Source organism: Streptococcus sp. 27098_8_86 (genome assembly GCF_041432595.1).
Classification (GTDB): domain Bacteria; phylum Bacillota; class Bacilli; order Lactobacillales; family Streptococcaceae; genus Streptococcus; species Streptococcus pneumoniae_F.
This window is the reverse complement of the sequence record NZ_JAPVZW010000013.1, coordinates 1-16,792: the sequence shown is the minus strand read 5'-3', so window position 1 is coordinate 16,792 and position 16,792 is coordinate 1. Positions and strand designations below refer to the sequence as shown.

General features: G+C 41.1%; 14 protein-coding genes and 1 pseudogene. 3 read left to right on the top strand and 12 right to left on the bottom strand.

From position 1 onward, the window contains the following. Window positions 1-37: 37 nt before the first annotated feature. The 6 genes from O3616_RS09570 to patA all read right to left on the bottom strand — a co-directional run bounded on the left by O3616_RS09570 (window position 38) and on the right by patA (window position 7,896). The gene (locus tag O3616_RS09570) at window positions 38-472 is read right to left on the bottom strand and encodes a cytidine deaminase (protein WP_061590512.1); all 435 of its coding nucleotides are present in this window, start codon (window positions 470-472) and stop codon (window positions 38-40) included. A gap of 13 nt (window positions 473-485) precedes the next feature. Continuing rightward, window positions 486-1,946 (bottom strand): glutamate--tRNA ligase, encoded by a 1,461-nt coding sequence (gene gltX / locus O3616_RS09565; protein ID WP_061590511.1) that lies wholly within the window; start codon window positions 1,944-1,946, stop codon window positions 486-488. Window positions 1,947-2,073: 127 nt separating this feature from the next. Further along, the gene (locus O3616_RS09560; protein ID WP_000018269.1) at window positions 2,074-3,423 is read right to left on the bottom strand and encodes a glucose-6-phosphate isomerase; all 1,350 of its coding nucleotides are present in this window, start codon (window positions 3,421-3,423) and stop codon (window positions 2,074-2,076) included. 170 nt (window positions 3,424-3,593) lie between these two features. Beyond that, on the bottom strand, window positions 3,594-4,283 hold the full coding sequence (locus O3616_RS09555) for a gamma-glutamyl-gamma-aminobutyrate hydrolase family protein (RefSeq protein ID WP_000124770.1): 690 nt from the start codon (window positions 4,281-4,283) through the stop codon (window positions 3,594-3,596). Between the two features lie 138 nt (window positions 4,284-4,421). Then, window positions 4,422-6,188, bottom strand: coding sequence for a multidrug efflux ABC transporter subunit PatB (patB, locus tag O3616_RS09550; protein ID WP_061590509.1), 1,767 nt, complete (start codon window positions 6,186-6,188; stop codon window positions 4,422-4,424). A gap of 1 nt (window position 6,189) precedes the next feature. After that, window positions 6,190-7,896 (bottom strand): multidrug efflux ABC transporter subunit PatA, encoded by a 1,707-nt coding sequence (gene patA / locus O3616_RS09545; RefSeq protein ID WP_049486964.1) that lies wholly within the window; start codon window positions 7,894-7,896, stop codon window positions 6,190-6,192. 204 nt (window positions 7,897-8,100) lie between these two features. On the opposite strand from patA, the gene O3616_RS09540 reads away from it, so the two are divergent. Both O3616_RS09540 and galU read left to right on the top strand, forming a co-directional pair. Next, window positions 8,101-9,117 (top strand): NAD(P)H-dependent glycerol-3-phosphate dehydrogenase, encoded by a 1,017-nt coding sequence (locus O3616_RS09540; protein ID WP_070480122.1) that lies wholly within the window; start codon window positions 8,101-8,103, stop codon window positions 9,115-9,117. Window positions 9,118-9,138: 21 nt separating this feature from the next. After that, on the top strand, window positions 9,139-10,038 hold the full coding sequence (gene galU, locus O3616_RS09535; protein WP_070480121.1) for a UTP--glucose-1-phosphate uridylyltransferase GalU: 900 nt from the start codon (window positions 9,139-9,141) through the stop codon (window positions 10,036-10,038). A 140-nt stretch (window positions 10,039-10,178) separates the two neighbouring features. Here galU and O3616_RS09530 read toward each other — a convergent pair whose 3' ends face one another. From O3616_RS09530 to O3616_RS09505, 6 genes are all read right to left on the bottom strand, one after another. Beyond that, window positions 10,179-10,709, bottom strand: coding sequence for an AAA family ATPase (locus tag O3616_RS09530; protein ID WP_371638734.1), 531 nt, complete (start codon window positions 10,707-10,709; stop codon window positions 10,179-10,181). Window positions 10,710-11,107: 398 nt separating this feature from the next. Next, the gene (locus O3616_RS09525) at window positions 11,108-11,785 is read right to left on the bottom strand and encodes a rhomboid family intramembrane serine protease (RefSeq protein WP_371638733.1); all 678 of its coding nucleotides are present in this window, start codon (window positions 11,783-11,785) and stop codon (window positions 11,108-11,110) included. Continuing rightward, window positions 11,769-12,308 (bottom strand): 5-formyltetrahydrofolate cyclo-ligase, encoded by a 540-nt coding sequence (locus tag O3616_RS09520; protein WP_261267022.1) that lies wholly within the window; start codon window positions 12,306-12,308, stop codon window positions 11,769-11,771. The genes O3616_RS09525 and O3616_RS09520 overlap by 17 nt, the downstream gene beginning before the upstream one ends. A gap of 11 nt (window positions 12,309-12,319) precedes the next feature. Beyond that, the gene (locus O3616_RS09515; protein WP_371638732.1) at window positions 12,320-13,450 is read right to left on the bottom strand and encodes an N-acetyldiaminopimelate deacetylase; all 1,131 of its coding nucleotides are present in this window, start codon (window positions 13,448-13,450) and stop codon (window positions 12,320-12,322) included. A 67-nt stretch (window positions 13,451-13,517) separates the two neighbouring features. Then, window positions 13,518-14,216 carry a 2,3,4,5-tetrahydropyridine-2,6-dicarboxylate N-acetyltransferase gene (gene dapD / locus O3616_RS09510; protein WP_049487373.1) on the bottom strand — a complete coding sequence of 233 codons (699 nt, stop codon included), beginning with the start codon at window positions 14,214-14,216 and terminating at the stop codon, window positions 13,518-13,520. An 85-nt stretch (window positions 14,217-14,301) separates the two neighbouring features. Next, window positions 14,302-15,213: a DMT family transporter gene (locus O3616_RS09505; RefSeq protein ID WP_049487374.1), complete on the bottom strand. Its 912-nt coding sequence runs from the start codon at window positions 15,211-15,213 to the stop codon at window positions 14,302-14,304. Between the two features lie 229 nt (window positions 15,214-15,442). Between O3616_RS09505 and O3616_RS09500 the strand changes: the two are divergent. Beyond that, window positions 15,443-16,667 (top strand): annotated as a pseudogene (locus tag O3616_RS09500) (ISL3 family transposase). Window positions 16,668-16,792 lie beyond the last annotated feature (125 nt).

Here is a 16,792-nt window from a genome sequence, read left to right as displayed (position 1 = left end):
AAATTAAGTAAAAAGAGCCAGAATTATACTGACTCTTCTATTGATTATTAAACTTAGAAGCACGTTCTTCTCCCCACCAATACGGGATTAGTTCTGCGACTTTCACCGTCTTTCTTGTATCGTAGTCCATCATAAATTCTGCATCTTTATTTTCAGCATTCAACTCCAAAAGAAATTCTCTGCAAGCGCCACAAGGCATACCGGAACTTCCACCATAAGGTGGTTTATCTCGAAAGGCTAATATTTTCTTAACCTTAGTTTGTCCTGAGAATTGATACATATTAAAGAGTGCTGCCCGCTCTGCGCAGAGATGGAAAACACCACAGGTTCCCTCCATACAGAATCCTGTAAATATTTGTCCATCTTCTGCTTCTACTGCAGCAACGACATGATTAGCATAAACAAAATCAGATACTTCATGTGGATTATACAATTTCTGTGCTTCTTCGTACATCTTTTCCCAGATGTCCATTATTGTACCCTTCTTACTTAGAGATTTCCTTTAACATATTTTCGATATGCTGGATTGATTTTTCACGACCTAACAAGAAGATAGTATCTGGCAATTCTGGTCCATGCATTTCACCTGAAACAGCAATACGAATTGGCATGAAGAGATTTTTCCCTTTGATACCTGTTTCTTTTTGAACAGCTTTGATTTGTGGGAAGATATTTTCTGTTACAAATTCATCATCTGTCATCGCTTCAAGTTTTGCCTTGAAGGCTTCAAGAACTGTTGGGACTGTTTCCCCCGCCATGACTTCGCGTTCTGCTTCTGTCAATTCTGGGAAATCTGAGAAGAAGAGATCTGTCAATGGGATAATCTCATCTACTGATTTCATTTGTGGTTTATAGAGCTCAACTAATTTTTCAGCCTTATCAGTTAAACGGCCTACTTCCTCTAAGAATGGTTTTGCCATTTCAAAGATAGTTTCTAGGTCTGCATTCTTGATATAATCATTGCTCATCCAGTCGAGTTTCTTCTGATCAAAGGCTGCTGGAGACTTGCTGAGGCGGTTTTCATCGAAAAGTTTAATGAGTTCTTCACGAGAGAAGATTTCATCTTCGCCACCTGGGTTCCAACCAAGAAGAGCAATAAAGTTAAAGACTGCTTCTGGTAAATAACCTTTTTTACGGTAGTCTTCGATAAATTGAAGGGTGTTGGTATCACGTTTAGACAATTTTTTCCCAGTTTCAGAGTTGATAATCAAAGTCATGTGACCAAACTCTGGAGCTTCCCAACCAAGTGCTTCATAAACCATGAGCTGTTTTGGTGTATTAGCAATGTGGTCGTCTCCACGGATTACGTGAGAAATTTGCATATCATGGTCATCGATGACAACGGCAAAGTTGTATGTTGGGTAACCATCTTTCTTTTGGATAACCCAGTCACCACCGATATTGCCACCTTCAAATTCGATATCACCTTTGACCATATCATGCCACTTGTAGATACCTGACTCATTGACCGCCAAGCGAACTGTTGGTATGATACCAGCAGCTTCACGTTCTGCGATATAAGCCGCTTTTTCCTCTTCACTCATACCAAGGTATTCGTTGATATAACGAGGTGTTTCACCAGCTGCTTCTTGACGTTCGCGTTCAGCTGCCAGCTCTTCTTCTGTAACGTAAGATTTGTAGGCTTTTCCTTCAGCTAATAGTTGGTCAATGTATTTTTGATACAAGTCCAAACGCTCAGACTGGCGGTAGTTTTCATGTGTTTCTGGGCTTTCATCCCAATCCATGCCTAACCAGCTAAGGTTTTCAAGCTGTGAGCGTTCCCCATCTTCGACATGGCGTTTACGGTCAGTATCTTCGATACGAATGATAAATGTTCCACCATGATGGCGTGCATACAAGTAGTTAAACAATGCTGTACGGGCATTCCCGATGTGTAGTAGTCCTGTTGGACTTGGTGCGTAACGTACGCGGATATCTTTTGACATAGTTTCTCCTATAAAGTCTCTAGGCATCTGCCTTTTTGCTCTCTATATTATATCACAAGTCTTGGCTGAGTCCAATTTCTATGAATAAAGAGAGTAAAAAGAGTGGACAAACCACTCTTTTCTTCTATTATAGACGTGCGTTAAGTTCTTTGCTCAATTCTTCAAATCCTGGTTTTCCAAGAAGGGCAAACATGTTACGTTTGTAAGCTTCAACACCTGGTTGGTCGAATGGGTTGATAGCATTCAAGTAACCAGAAAGGGCGATAGCCAATTCGAAGAAGTAGATTGTATAACCAAGAGTGAAAGCGTCTTGCTCTGGAAGAGTCACGTACATGTTTGGTACATCACCATCTGTGTGGGCAAGAAGAACACCGTCAGTCGCTTTTTTGTTTACAAAGTCAACGTCTTTTCCTTGAAGGTAACCAAGTCCGTCAAGGTCTTCTTCCAAAGTAGGGATAATCACGTTCTTACGAGGTTTGTCAACACGAACAACTGTTTCAAACATGATACGAGTTCCCTCTTGGATAAATTGACCAAGTGAGTGCAAGTCAGTTGAGAAGTTGGCTGAAGTTGGGTAGATACCTTTTTGGTCTTTCCCTTCTGATTCACCAGCCAATTGTTTCCACCATTCTGAGAAGTATTGAAGTGATGGCTCATAGTTTACCAAGATTTCAGTTGCATAGCCTTTACGGTAAAGGATGTTACGAACGGCTGCGTATTGGTAAGCTTCGTTTTCAGAGATTTTATCTGAAGTGTAGTCTTTGCGAGCTGCATTCGCACCCTCCATAAGGGCTTTGATGTCAGCTCCTGATGCTGCGATTGGAAGCAAACCAACGGCTGTCAATACTGAGAAGCGTCCACCGATATCATCTGGAACAACAAATGTTTCCCAACCGTTAGCGTCTGCTTCAACCTTAACAGCACCTTTTTGGCGGTCAGTTGTTGCATAGATACGTTTGTTAGCTTCTTCTTGACCGTATTTCTTAACCAAAAGTTCTTTGAAGACACGGAAAGCAATCGCTGGTTCAGTTGTTGTACCTGATTTAGAAATCACGTTTACTGAGAAGTCTTTGTCTGCAACATACTCTACCAAGTCAGCAAGGTAAGTAGATGAGATTGAGTTTCCTGCGTAAAGGATTTGTGGAGCTTTGCGTTCTTCTTTTGTTTGCAAGTTTGCAAAGTGGTGGTTCAAGAAGTCGATTGCTGCTTTGGCACCAAGGTAAGATCCACCGATACCGATCACAACCAAAACATCGCTGTCTGATTTGATTTGCTCAGCAGCTTTCAAGATGCGGTCAAATTCTTCGCGGTCGTAGTTTTCAGGAAGGTCCAACCATCCCAAAAAGTCGCTACCAGCACCAGTTCCTTTACGGATCAATTCATCTGCTGCTGTTACTTGTGATTGCATGTATTCCACTTCATGTGGTGCAACAAATTTGTCTAAAACTTTTGAATAATCAAATTTAATATGTGACATGTTATTCCTCCAATATTTCTTCTTTTCTATCATAACGCTTACCTTCGTTTTTTTCAAGTTTTTTTGTCGAATTTCTCCAATTTTTATCAGAATTCAAACGTTTGCGTAAAAATGTCACATTCCAAAAATTTTGAAAAAATAAAATAAAGAACGACCAGATGTCCCAGTCGTCACAGTTCATTCAATAAATACTCAAATAGTTCTAAATTGCCATCTTCCTCATTAACCAGAAACTCTGGATGCCACTGCAAACCGATAATACGGTGTTCGTCGATAGACTCAATCGCTTCGATGGTTTGGTCTCTTGGATCAATGGCAGTCACACGGAAATTAGGTGCCAAATCTTTAATACTTTGACGATGAACGGAATTAACCTGACTTTCTTTTCCAAATAGCTTGGCCACCACACTTCCTTCTACTGTCTCAATAGAATGAGATGTTCCGAAAGGCAGTCCTTGCCAGTGACCTTCGATTTCTTGATTGAGGGTTCCACCAAAGGCAACATTGACAAGTTGAACACCACGACAGATTGCCATAATTGGTTTGTTCTGACGGAGAGCTTCCTTCAAGAGTGCCAATTCAAATTCGTCACGGACCAGATTGTAATCATCGCTCTCGATGGTCTTTTTCTCTCCATAAAACTGAGGATGAACATTTTGGCCTCCTGTCAAAATGAGTTTATCAATCATTTCCACATAATCACGTACAACTGACTCATCACCAACAGGAATGACTAAAGGGAGACCACCGACTTGACGAATGCTCTCTGCGAATCTACAAGATACAGATGAGTGAATGTTTTTACCTTCTGCGTCTACGGGACATAGATTTGCAGCAACTCCTACAACCGTTCTAGCCATGATGCCTCTCCTTTCGAATATTAACGATAGTCCTATCATATCACTCAAAACGCCTTTCGTCTAATATGTTTTTTTTAAGGCTGTGATAAATATTTTTTATGGACAAGAAAAAGCTGCCCACATAGGACAACTTCTTTCTTATTCGAAAACAAATTGATTGTGATAGAGTTCTGAGTAAAATCCACCTAACTTCAAGAGTTCATGGTGATTACCACGTTCAATGACTTCTCCATCTTTGAGGACAATAATCTGGTCTGCATTGAGGATGGTTTTCAAGCGATGGGCAATGACAAAACTGGTTCTACCTGCTACAACTGCCTCCATGGCATGCTGAATCTTGCTTTCTGTCACCGTATCTACGTTTGAAGTGGCTTCATCGAGAATGAGAACTTCTGGATCTGTCATCAGGGTTCGAGCGATAGAAATCAATTGCTTTTGCCCAGTTGAGAAGATGCTCTGGTCGTCATCTATAAGAGTATCGTACTTATCAGGCAAGCTTTCGATATAGTCGTGAATGTGGGTTGCCTTGGCTGCTGCCTCAACCATTTCTTGACTAGCATCTGGCACACCGAAACGGATATTGTCTCGAATGGTTCCACTAAATAAGACCGAATCTTGCAAGACAATCCCCACCTTGCTTCTGAGACTATCCAAGTCATAGTCACGGATGTCTTTCCCATCAAAATAAATACCACCAGCATCAACATCATAAAAGCGATTGATAAGGTTCATAATAGTCGTTTTCCCTGAACCTGTTGGCCCAACAACTGCAGTCATCTGGCCTTTAGGGGCAGAAATGCTGACATCTTTCAAAATAGGTTTATCAGGTAAGTATGAAAAATCAATATGACTGATTTCAACACCTTCTTGCAACTTAGTAAAGGTCGGCGCCTTTTCAGGTCGAATTTCTTCCTCTGCATCAAACATTTCCTGAATTCGTTCAGCACCTGTAAAGGCTAACTGAAGGCTTCCCCAACTAGCCGCAACTTGAATAATAGGCTGGTAGTACTGCTGTGAAAATTGTGCAAACATAACAATCAAACCTAGGGCTGTACTTGTTTCAATAGTCTTATCGTTTAATAGAACGGCCGAACCAGCAAAGATAACGATGGCTGTGTTGACCAGACTCATCCCATTCATGACAGGGAAAAGAATTCCTGAGAACATTCTTCCTTTAAAGGTTGCCCTGCGCACGCGCTCATTTTGTTCAAGAAACCCTGCCATCATATCCTCTTGAATTCCTTGCACAATCACGGCTTTTTGGCCTGAAATACTCTCGTCCATATAGGCGTTGAGTTTCCCTACCTCTTTTTGCTGGAGGTTGGTGTATTTGCGTGCCATTTTTACAATAAAAATCAGCATAAGGAAGGCCACTGGTGTGCTTGCTATGGTGATGAGGGCCAGCGTCACATTTCTCGAAAACATGACGAGAATCAGACCAATATATAAAACAATATTGCTCATGACCTGAATCAAACTTTCGTTAAAGGCTTGGAGGATATTATCCAAATCACTGGTAAAACGAGACAGGATATCGCCATCTTTTCGGCGGTCAAAGAAAGAAACAGCTAACCGAGAAAGCTTACCGAAGAGGCCTTTGCGCATCTCGTTTGTCGACTCTGCAATCACGCGCGTCATAAGACACATGTATATGACACTGGAGATAAAGAGAACCAAAACCAGCAGGCCAAGATTGACCATGATTCCTGATAGGCTTTGCCAAACAAGTTCTGGATTGCCATTTTGATAAGCTTGAACTAAATTAGCTAGCTGCGTCACTGCTTGTCCAGAAAAGACCGGAAAGAGGGCTTGGGCAAGAGTTGCCAGAACAATCATCAGGATAACAACTACAAATGATAGCTTATAGACTTTAAAATAATTCCAAAAAAATTGAACTGTCTTCATTTTACTCCTCCTTTCCTTTCTGTGTTTCGTAGATTTCACGGTAAACAGCATTGTTGGCAACCAAGTCTGCATGCGTACCTTGACCAATCAATCGTCCTTGATCCAGTACCAAGATCTTGTCTGCATGGACAACCGAGCTAATCTTTTGCGCGATGATAATGGTTGTCGTCCCCTTCAAGTCCTTATTCAAGGCTTCTTGAACCAGGCGCTCTGACTTGGCATCCAAGGCCGAGGTCGAATCGTCAAAAATCAGAATACGTGGATTGCTGACAATCCCACGCGCAATCGACATCCTTTGCTTTTGTCCACCAGAGAAATTGGTTCCCCGTTCCTCAACTGGACTTTCAAAGGTTTTTTCCATACGATGAATGAATTCACTGGCTTGAGCAATATTGGCTGCTCGCTCCATTTCAAATAGAGTGGCATCTCCTTTGCCCTGTCTCAAGTTATCAGCAATCGTCCCACTAAAGAGAATGGCACGTTGGAGAACGATAGAGACAGCTTTACGCAGGGTCCCTTCACTCACTTCTCGAATATCCTTGCCTCCGATTTTGATAGCCCCTTCCTGCGGGTCAAAGAGACGTGGAATCAATTGAGCCAAGGTTGATTTTCCTGCACCAGTGGCTCCAACTACACCAACCATCTGACCAGGTTCGATAGTAAAGGTCACATCTTTCAGCATCGGTTCCTTGTCCATTGGATAGGTAAAGGTCACATTTTCAAAGCTAAGACTTCCGACCAACTCTTCATCTGGCACATCCTTGAAGGTCATGGCTGGCTCTGCGTCTAGAATTTCTCGAATACGACGCATGGAAATCATAGCACGACTGACAGAATTTCCCAAAAATCCAACCATGACAATGGTAAAGATAATCTGGCTTAGGTAATTGACAAAGGAAGCAATGGAGCCAACAACTGACGGATCCGACTGAACCATCCCTGCAACTAGCCAAATAGAGAGGAATACCGACCCATAACCGACCAACATCATAAAGGGTTCCACTACTGAAAAGGCATAACCAATGTAAAGATTTTGACCGAGTAGCTCGTCTGAAACCTCCGTAAACTTAGCAAACTGCTCTTTTTCTTGGACAAAGGACTTGACCACACGAACGCCACGCAGATTTTCCTTGGCAATGGCATTGATGCGTTCAAGAAGGGTTTGAAACTTGGCAAAACGAGGCCCCATCATACCCATCATGACAGCAGTCAAACCAAAAATTAAGATCACCATGAGAACAATCACCCACCACAGAGAAGGTAGGGTTTGAACCGCCAAGATAAACGAACCGATGAACAAGAGGGGAAGTCTGAAAAGAATTTGGAAGGTCATCATGACCACGTTCTGAATCTGGTTGATATCATTTGTCATGCGAACGACTAGATTTCCCGCATTAAATTGTTCAATATTGGCATAAGAAAAGGTTTGGATTTTACGGAAGGCATCCTCTCGAAGATCGGATGAAACTCCTTGGGCAATATAGGCTGCTAGGACAACATTAAGACCACCAGCAACTAGACCGACCAAGGCCACACCAATCAACCAAGCCCCTATACTATAAATGGCTTCATATTTCCCAGCAAGGAGGGCGTCTAACACTTCCTGCAGATAACGCGGTTGCAAAAGTGAACTAGCAACCATCAAGCCTGTCATCAGGAGCGAAGCCAAGGCCTGCCACTTGTAGGTTTTTATTTTCTGAATCAGCATACTTTCTCCTTAAAAAATAGACAAAAGGGAGCGACAATGCGTCAGCTCCTTCTCATTCTGTTTGTGTGATGTTATTCTAGCAAAAAAGTGAGAACTTGTCAAAGAAGTCTCCTTGATACAAATTAGTGCGCTTTCATCTACAGTAATGCATGATAAAGGTTTTTATGGTAAAATAGTAAAAAGAAGGTTATAAAGGAGGGGAATATGGAAAAACAAACCATCGCCGTCTTGGGGCCTGGTTCTTGGGGAACTGCCCTTTCACAAGTCTTAAATGACAATGGACACGAGGTACGTATTTGGGGAAACATTCCCGAGCAAATCAATGAAATTAATACCTATCATACTAACAAACACTACTTTAAAGATGTCGTTCTAGATGAAAATATCATTGCCTACACCGACTTAGCAGAGGCACTGAAAGATGTAGATGCGATTTTGTTTGTTGTCCCAACAAAAGTGACACGACTTGTTGCCCAACAAGTTGCAAAAACCTTGGACCATAAGGCTATCATCATGCACGCATCAAAGGGATTAGAACCTGATAGCCATAAACGATTATCAACTATCCTTGAAGAAGAAATTCCTGAACATCTCCGCAGTGATATTGTCGTTGTTTCAGGACCTAGTCATGCAGAAGAAACCATTGTGCGTGACCTAACTTTAATCACTGCTGCTTCTAAAGATTTACAAACCGCTCAATACGTTCAAGAACTCTTTAGTAATCACTACTTCCGACTTTATACCAATACGGATGTTATCGGGGTCGAAACCGCTGGTGCTCTTAAAAACATTATCGCTGTCGGTGCTGGAGCCTTACATGGTTTAGGATTTGGTGACAACGCTAAGGCAGCCATCATCGCTCGAGGCTTGGCAGAAATTACCCGCCTAGGGGTAGCACTCGGTGCCAATCCATTGACCTATAGCGGCTTATCTGGTGTGGGAGATTTGATTGTAACGGGAACATCCATCCACTCTCGTAACTGGAGAGCTGGAGATGCTCTTGGTCGTGGAGAATCTCTAGCTGATATCGAAGCCAATATGGGCATGGTAATCGAAGGAATCTCAACGACTCGAGCAGCCTATGAACTAGCGCAAGAACTTGGAGTCTATATGCCCATTACACAGGCTATTTACCAAGTTATCTACCACGGAACCAATATCAAAGATGCCATTTATGACATCATGAACAATGAATTTAAAGCAGAAAATGAGTGGTCTTAACCCTCTAGAGAAAGGATTCTTATGACATCAAAAGTTAGAAAGGCAGTCATCCCTGCCGCTGGACTTGGGACTCGATTTTTACCAGCAACCAAAGCACTTGCTAAAGAAATGTTGCCAATTGTAGACAAACCAACTATCCAATTTATCGTAGAAGAAGCTCTTAAATCAGGTATTGAAGATATTCTGGTTGTCACTGGTAAATCAAAACGTTCTATTGAAGACCACTTTGACTCAAACTTTGAGCTTGAGTACAACCTCAAAGAAAAAGGCAAACATGACTTACTAAAATTGGTAGACGAAACAACTGGCATTCGCCTTCACTTTATCCGTCAAAGCCATCCTCGTGGTCTTGGCGATGCTGTCTTACAAGCAAAAGCTTTTGTAGGAAATGAGCCCTTCGTTGTCATGCTTGGTGACGACCTAATGGATATCACAGATGACCATGCTGTACCTTTGACAAAACAATTGATGAACGATTACGAGACGACTCACGCATCAACAATTGCTGTTATGCCTGTCCCTCATGAAGAAGTTTCAGCATATGGAGTTATCGCTCCTCAGGGTGAAGGGATTAATGGTCTCTACAGTGTCGAAACTTTCGTTGAAAAACCAGCTCCAGAGGATGCTCCAAGTGATTTAGCAATTATCGGGCGCTATCTGCTCACACCAGAAATTTTTGAGATCCTCGAAAATCAAGCTCCCGGTGCTGGAAATGAAATCCAGCTTACCGACGCTATTGATACACTTAATAAAACACAACGTGTTTTCGCCCGTGAATTTACAGGAGCTCGTTACGACGTTGGGGATAAGTTTGGCTTTATGAAAACATCTATTGACTATGCCCTCAAGCACCCACAAGTCAAAGATGACTTGAAAGATTACCTCATCCAATTGGGAAAAGAATTATCTGAGGGGGAATAGAATTAGTTTCCAGTTAATAAATTAAGTCTCCAGCAAGTTGACTCTGGAGACTTAATTATTTTACAAATTTACATACAATTTAAAGATTTATGAGATATGTCTCTAAATCTACCAACTCAACTTCGGTCCTTAATGATGGATTACAGATTTTCAATCAAAAATCGATTTGAATTTTTAATGATATTTGCTATTTTGGGGACGTCTAAATCATCTGTATACAGAAAATGTTTTTCCTTCTCCTTATTTTTAGCTAGAAACTCACTTCTTGCTTGTATTGATAAGTTGCCCACTCTTTCAATTTCTTTTCGAGAATCATCCCTATCTTTCAAGGTTTTTTCTTCGGCCATTAAGACACAATATTTTAGACCAATTTGTTTTTCTTTTAAGAAAGAAGCAATTTTCTTCAGTTGGTATTCAAAAATGACATACTCTATTACGACAGAGATGCCTCGAGTTATAAAATTATTGGCCAAGCTGATGATATTGTCCCAAAACAAATCCATGTAATAGCCCTCATCTTCCCAGGGAGCCACTATGCCACCTTTAATCATTAAGTAAATCAAATCCCCCTCTATAACTGCACTCTTATCAAAAGAATAAGCTAACTCTTTACTAACAGTACTTTTCCCAACGCCTGGGGGGCCTGAAATAATGTAAACACAATTTTCCAACTTTATACCTCTTTTATTCTAATAATTCTTCAATCAATTTCTAATATTATAACATTTTCTATTTTTAAAATATATAATAAGACTGATACAACACTATATTCTAGAAACTTACGATACAAAAGAAATAAAAAAGCACACCATTCTCAATTTTCTGCAAAAAAACTTATTTACAAATGACTTCTTCGCGATAGAATGGGCGCTCACTTTCTCAAATCATCTACATACAAAGCCTTATTTTAACTTGCTGTGTTGTTTCGAATGGTTCCAAAACCAAGTTGTTTAGGACCGAAGTCTAAATGAAGTTTTAGAGCTGTTTGTTTTAAATGGTTCCAAAACACATTAAAAGCTACTCATTTTTCAAGTAGCTTTTTTTCTTATTCAAGTTTACATATTAGTCGTCACAATCCCATTCCCTTGTAGAAAAGCAACACTGCGAGTCCTACGAATAACACTACCGCTCCTAACCTCTGGCTAGTACTATACATCCGTCTTTCTCCTCGGACTGGAAAGATAATTGCTAGAAATGCTCCACCAACTGCTCCCCCGATATGGCCTGCTAGGCTGATTCCTGGAATCAGAACACTTCCAATAATGTTAACCACAAAAAGTGTCAGATAAGATTGCCCTAGCTGTTGGATATAAGGATTACGCGTTGCATAGCGAAGAATGATAATCGCGGCAAATAGCCCATAGAGAGAAGTAGAAGCTCCTGCTGCTAAGGATTTGGGACTAAATACAAAAACAAAGAGATTGCCCATCATTCCTGATAAAAGATAGAGAAAGAAAAACTTCTTGGATCCGAAAATTTCCTCTACTTGCCTACCAAGATAATAGAGCGAAAGCATATTAACAATGAAATGCTCCCACCCAATATGAACAAAAATGGCAGAAAAGAGACGCCAAATCTGCTCGGGAAAGAGCCGAATAGCAGGCCCATACATGGCTCCAAATCGAAATAAGGTATCCGCCCTGTCAAAGTTTCCACCTGTAGTCACCAACATTAGTAGAAACACCAAGGCCGTCACTAAGAGGAAGCAACTCGTTACAGGGTAACGTCTATCAAAGATTTCCTTCATCAATTAAAACCTCCTGAACAGGAATATCATGCTTTTCAGGGATAAAATCCTGAATTTGACAAGGATAAACCGTACTCAAAGTATGACCAGAAAAATGTTCCAGATAGCGGTCATAATAGCCTCCACCGTATCCAATCCGATATCCTTCCGTCGTAAAAGCCAGACCAGGAACATGAATCAAATCAATCTGAGAGGCATCCACCACTTCCAAATCTCCCTGTGGTTCCAGTAAGCCAAAGGAAGTTTTGACCAGTTGTTGCGGATTATAGACTACAAAGTCCATGCACCCCTTGGGATAAGTTTTGGGTATCAGAACCTTCTTGCCGTCCTTCAGCGCCTGCTCAATCAGTTCCTGCGTTTGAAACTCATGAGGAAAAGAGAGGTAGCTTGCGATGACCTTAGCTTCTTGGTAGAAGGGATGGTGTAAAAGTCGCTCAGTTAAAGCTTGGTCTATAAATTGTTTTTGCTCTCGAGGTAAAACCTTCATTTCTTGTAAGACTTGCTTACGTAATTCCGATTTCATAGACAACCCCTCTACTCTGCTGCCTTCTTTTTGAGGAAACTAGAGACCGCATCCACCCCAATAGCTAATGCTTCTTCCTTAGGACTCATCTGAGGGTGATGAAGAGCGTAGGGACTATCGATACCCAACCAAAACATAACACCGTCTACCTTCGAAAGGAGATAACCAAAGTCTTCACCTGTCATAGCAGGTTCAATATCAATTAACTCAATTCCGTCTTTTTCTTCAAAGAAATCCATCAGTTCACGCGCCAAGGCTGGATTGTTCTCAACAGGCAGGTAACCACCTTGCTTGAGTTCCACTTCGACTTCCATATCAAAGGCAGCTGCAACCCCTTCTGCAACTGTTTTGACCCGCTTTTGCACCAAGAGACTCATGTCCTGTGTCAAGGCTCGAATAGTTCCATGTAAAAAGGCAGTGTCTGTGATGACATTGTTGGTTGTTCCAGCCTGAAAAACACCAAAGGTGACCACTGCTCCCTCTATTGGGTTAACATTGCGGCTGACAACTGACTGCACCTGGGTCACAAAGTAACTAGCGGACACCAAGGCATCATTGGCTTCATGTGGAAAGGCTGCGTGTCCTCCTTTACCTTTGAAACGGATCTTCACCTCGCAAGTCCCTGCAAAGAGAGTATGAGTATTGGTCGCAATCTGTCCAACCTTCAAATCTGGACGGACATGGAGTCCATAAAATTGGTCTGGTAACCAGTCTCCAAATGCACCGTCCTCATACATAAGCATACCACCTGCTTCATTTTCTTCAGCAGGTTGAAACAGAAAGAGTAAATTGTTCTTGGGTTGCTCCTCAAGGGCGCGCTCTAGACAGCCCAAGGCAATAGTCATATGAAAATCATGCCCACAAGCATGCATACGACCTTGGTGCTGAGAAGCGAAAGGAAGGCCTGTTTGTTCGACGATAGGCAGGCCATCAATGTCTGTTCGCCAACCAATGGTACGCTCTGGCTGGCTTCCCTGCAAATAAACCAAAATACCTGTCCGCCAAGTACGAACTTGGACAAAATTCTTGCCCGCAGTCAATTTCTCAATCACATCCAGCAAATAAGCATGAGTCTTGAACTCCTCCAAGCCAATCTCTGGAATCTGGTGCAAATCTCGTCTAGTCTGAATCAAATCTAACATCTATCTATCCTCCGATATAGCAGAAAGAGGCTGGAAGAAGGGTTCCGCCTCTTTATTACTTTTACAATTATAAGGTACGAAGCGCATCCTCTAGCGCTGTTTTTTGTTGGGTTTGGGCATCAATCTCTTTGATGATACGAGCTGGAACACCTGCTACCACCACGTTTTCTGGGACATCTTGGGTAACAATAGCTCCTGCTGCGACAACTGAACCATTACCGATTTGGACCCCTTCGATAACCACTGCGTTGGCACCGATGAGAACATTGTCTCCAACACGGACTGGTTCTGCGCTAGCTGGCTCAATCACACCTGCAAGAACGGCACCTGCACCAACGTGACTGTTTTTCCCAACGATAGCACGGCCACCAAGGATAGCCCCCATGTCAATCATGGTTCCTGCACCGATTTCAGCACCGATATTGATAACAGCTCCCATCATGATAACAGCATTGTCACCAATTTCAACCTGATCACGGATAATAGCACCTGGCTCGATACGAGCATTGATAGCACGTTTATCTAGCAAGGGAACTGCTGAATTGCGAGCATCTTGCTCAACAACATAGTCTTGATTTTCTACCAAACCATCGAGAAGCGGAGCCACGTCCTTCCAGTCTCCAAATAGGACATTCCCTAGTTTAACAACAGATCCAGGTACAGCAGTTGCGAGTTGTCCCTCAAAGGTTACTTTAACACTGGTTTTCTTTTCAGCATTTGCGATAAATTGGATAATTTCTTGAGCGTTCATTTTTGTAGCAGTCATAGGCGCCTCCTAGTTCATTTTAATGATACCTATTCTACCAAAAAAGGCCTCAAATTTGAAGCCTCAACTATTAAAATAACCCTCTTTAATTTCTCCCCTTAGCTTCTTCTACAGACAAGAAAATCATAGGAACAATAATCAACACCATAGACAAAGCTAAAAATCCATCCATAACTAGACCAAGAAAAAGGACGCTCAGTAGAGCTGAAGAAAGGGGCTCACTAGCACTCACCACTGATACAACCAAAGGAGATACAAGGGATACCGCCTTCATCGAAATAAAGAAAGCAAATGCAGTCCCGAATACAGCTATCGTTAAGCAAATCAACACACTCACAATATCTAACTGAAAAGTAATACGATAGACTGGATGGAGTAGGTTACTAAATAATCCCGCTATAATCATCCCCCAACCAACTGTCGGTATAAAGCCATATCGTTTGGCAAAAGATTGTGGCAAGATAACATTAAACATGACTCCAACTGCACTGAGCAAGCCCGTTATCAAAGCCAAGGGAGTCATAGACAGCTGCGATAAATCTCCTCTAGTAGCCATTAAAAACACACCCAGCATGGCAATCAAAACATATAGGATAGCACTAAGAGACGCCTTCTTTTTGTAAACCATTCGATTGTAAAATAGGATAAAAACTGGACTGATGAATTGTAAAATAGTCGCAGTTGTCGCATTTGAGTACTCAACGCATAGATAAAAGAAAAACTGCACAGAAAAAATCCCCAAAATAGCATAGGCTAAAAAGGGCAGGTAATTTTTCTTATCTCGCCAAATATCGACTAACTTCCTACGTAACTGAAAGGCTGATAGGATCAAAACAAGACTTCCGGCTACCAGTAAACGCATAGAAGTAATCCAGCCCGAAGATACTTTATAATGAGTAAAGAAATACTCTCCTAAAATCCCGCAAATCCCCCAGATTAAACCTGATAATAGTGAATAGATTGTCCCCTTAACAATCTTTTTCTGATATTGATTCATATATTTATTTTAACATGAAAATGAAAAAGAAAAAAGTGGCAATAGAAAAGTCCCATAAGATCTATAATGAAAAGTTACCAAACAACTCATTAGAAAGAATCATATGGAACAACTACACTTTATCACAAAACTACTCGATATTAAAGATCCTAATATCCAAATTATGGATGCTATCAATAAGGGTAACTACTCAAAGTAACTTCCACTTTTACTAGCGGTGGAACTTAGTTTGGGAATTTAGCTGTTATCAATAGGAATACCCACAAGTAAATCATCTCTAAACTGGAATACGATGCCCCATCTTGTCCTCATTGTGGGAAGTCAAATGAAGAAATATGACTTTCAAAAACTGTCTAAGATTCCTTACCTTGAAACGACTGGTATGCCTGCTAAAATTCTGCTTAGCAAGCGTCGATTCAAGTGCTATCACTGTTCAAAAACGATAGTGGCTGAGACTTCTATCGTCAAGAGGAATCACCAAATCCCTCGTATCATCAACCAAAAGATTACTCAAAAGCTGATTGAAAAGACTTCTATGACCGATATTTCACATCAGCTAGCCATTTCAACTTCAACTGTCATTCGCAAGCTCAATGACTTTCACTTTGAGTGTAGCTTTAGCCATTTGCCTGAAATTATGCCCTTGGATGTTAAAAAAGTCAGGTGAGTGACTGTTTCAATCGGTAGATGAAGATGAGGTTCATTGCGCAAGATTTTGACAATCTCAGTATCATAGCTGTTCTTGAGGGTAGAACACAAACTGTCATCCGAAATAACTTTCTTCGCTACCATAGAGCTGTTCGCTGTCAGGTAAAAATTATTACTATGGATCTGTTTAGTCCTTATTATGACTTGGTTAAACAGCTTTTTCCAAAAGCAAGAATTGTACTTGATTGCTTACACATTGTTCAACATCTAAGCCATGCTATGAGTCGTGTTCGTGTTCAAATCATGAATCAATTTGAACGAAAATCTCATGAATACAAGGCTCTCAAGCGATACTAGAAGCTCATTCAGCAGGATAGTCGTAAATTGAGTGATAAACGTTTTAATCTCCCTACTTTTCGTATGCACTTGACTAATAAAGAAATTCTAAACAAGCTTTTGAGCTATTCAGAAGACTTGAAACACCACTATCATCTCTATGACTCTTGCTTTTTAACTTTCAGAATAAGGAACCGGATAAATTTTTCGGACTCATTGAGGACAATCTAAAGCAGGTTCATCCTCTTTTTCAGACTGTCTTTAAAACCTTTCTCAAGGGCAAAAAGAAAATTGTCAACGCCCTTCAACTCCCCTTTTCCAACGCAAAATTGGAAGCAACGAATAATCTCATCAAACTTATCAAGCGCAATGCCTTTGGTTTTCGGAACTTTGGAAACTTCAAAAAACGGATTTTTATCGCTCTGAATATCAAAAAAGAAAGAACTAAATTTGTCCTTTCTCGTGCTTAGCTTTTCATCAACCCACTACAGTTGACAAAGAGCCAATTAAAAAAGAGAGAAGCAAACTGATTCTCTCTTAATGTATATAATATCTAGTTAAACAAAAAAAGATACGCTTACGTATCTCTGTAATG

What these genes read in the sequence shown, in the direction of transcription:
- O3616_RS09505 (WP_049487374.1), bottom strand. Translation starts at nt 15,213, where the DNA reads ATGAATCAATATCAGAAAAAGATTGTTAAGGGGACAATCTATTCACTA.
- dapD (WP_049487373.1), bottom strand. Translation starts at nt 14,216, where the DNA reads ATGACTGCTACAAAAATGAACGCTCAAGAAATTATCCAATTTATCGCA.
- O3616_RS09555 (WP_000124770.1), bottom strand. Translation starts at nt 4,283, where the DNA reads ATGGCTAGAACGGTTGTAGGAGTTGCTGCAAATCTATGTCCCGTAGAC.
- gltX (WP_061590511.1), bottom strand. Translation starts at nt 1,946, where the DNA reads ATGTCAAAAGATATCCGCGTACGTTACGCACCAAGTCCAACAGGACTA.
- O3616_RS09520 (WP_261267022.1), bottom strand. Translation starts at nt 12,308, where the DNA reads ATGAAATCGGAATTACGTAAGCAAGTCTTACAAGAAATGAAGGTTTTA.
- galU (WP_070480121.1), top strand. Translation starts at nt 9,139, where the DNA reads ATGACATCAAAAGTTAGAAAGGCAGTCATCCCTGCCGCTGGACTTGGG.
- O3616_RS09560 (WP_000018269.1), bottom strand. Translation starts at nt 3,423, where the DNA reads ATGTCACATATTAAATTTGATTATTCAAAAGTTTTAGACAAATTTGTT.
- O3616_RS09525 (WP_371638733.1), bottom strand. Translation starts at nt 11,785, where the DNA reads ATGAAGGAAATCTTTGATAGACGTTACCCTGTAACGAGTTGCTTCCTC.
- patB (WP_061590509.1), bottom strand. Translation starts at nt 6,188, where the DNA reads ATGAAGACAGTTCAATTTTTTTGGAATTATTTTAAAGTCTATAAGCTA.
- O3616_RS09515 (WP_371638732.1), bottom strand. Translation starts at nt 13,450, where the DNA reads ATGTTAGATTTGATTCAGACTAGACGAGATTTGCACCAGATTCCAGAG.
- patA (WP_049486964.1), bottom strand. Translation starts at nt 7,896, where the DNA reads ATGCTGATTCAGAAAATAAAAACCTACAAGTGGCAGGCCTTGGCTTCG.
- O3616_RS09570 (WP_061590512.1), bottom strand. Translation starts at nt 472, where the DNA reads ATGGACATCTGGGAAAAGATGTACGAAGAAGCACAGAAATTGTATAAT.
- O3616_RS09540 (WP_070480122.1), top strand. Translation starts at nt 8,101, where the DNA reads ATGGAAAAACAAACCATCGCCGTCTTGGGGCCTGGTTCTTGGGGAACT.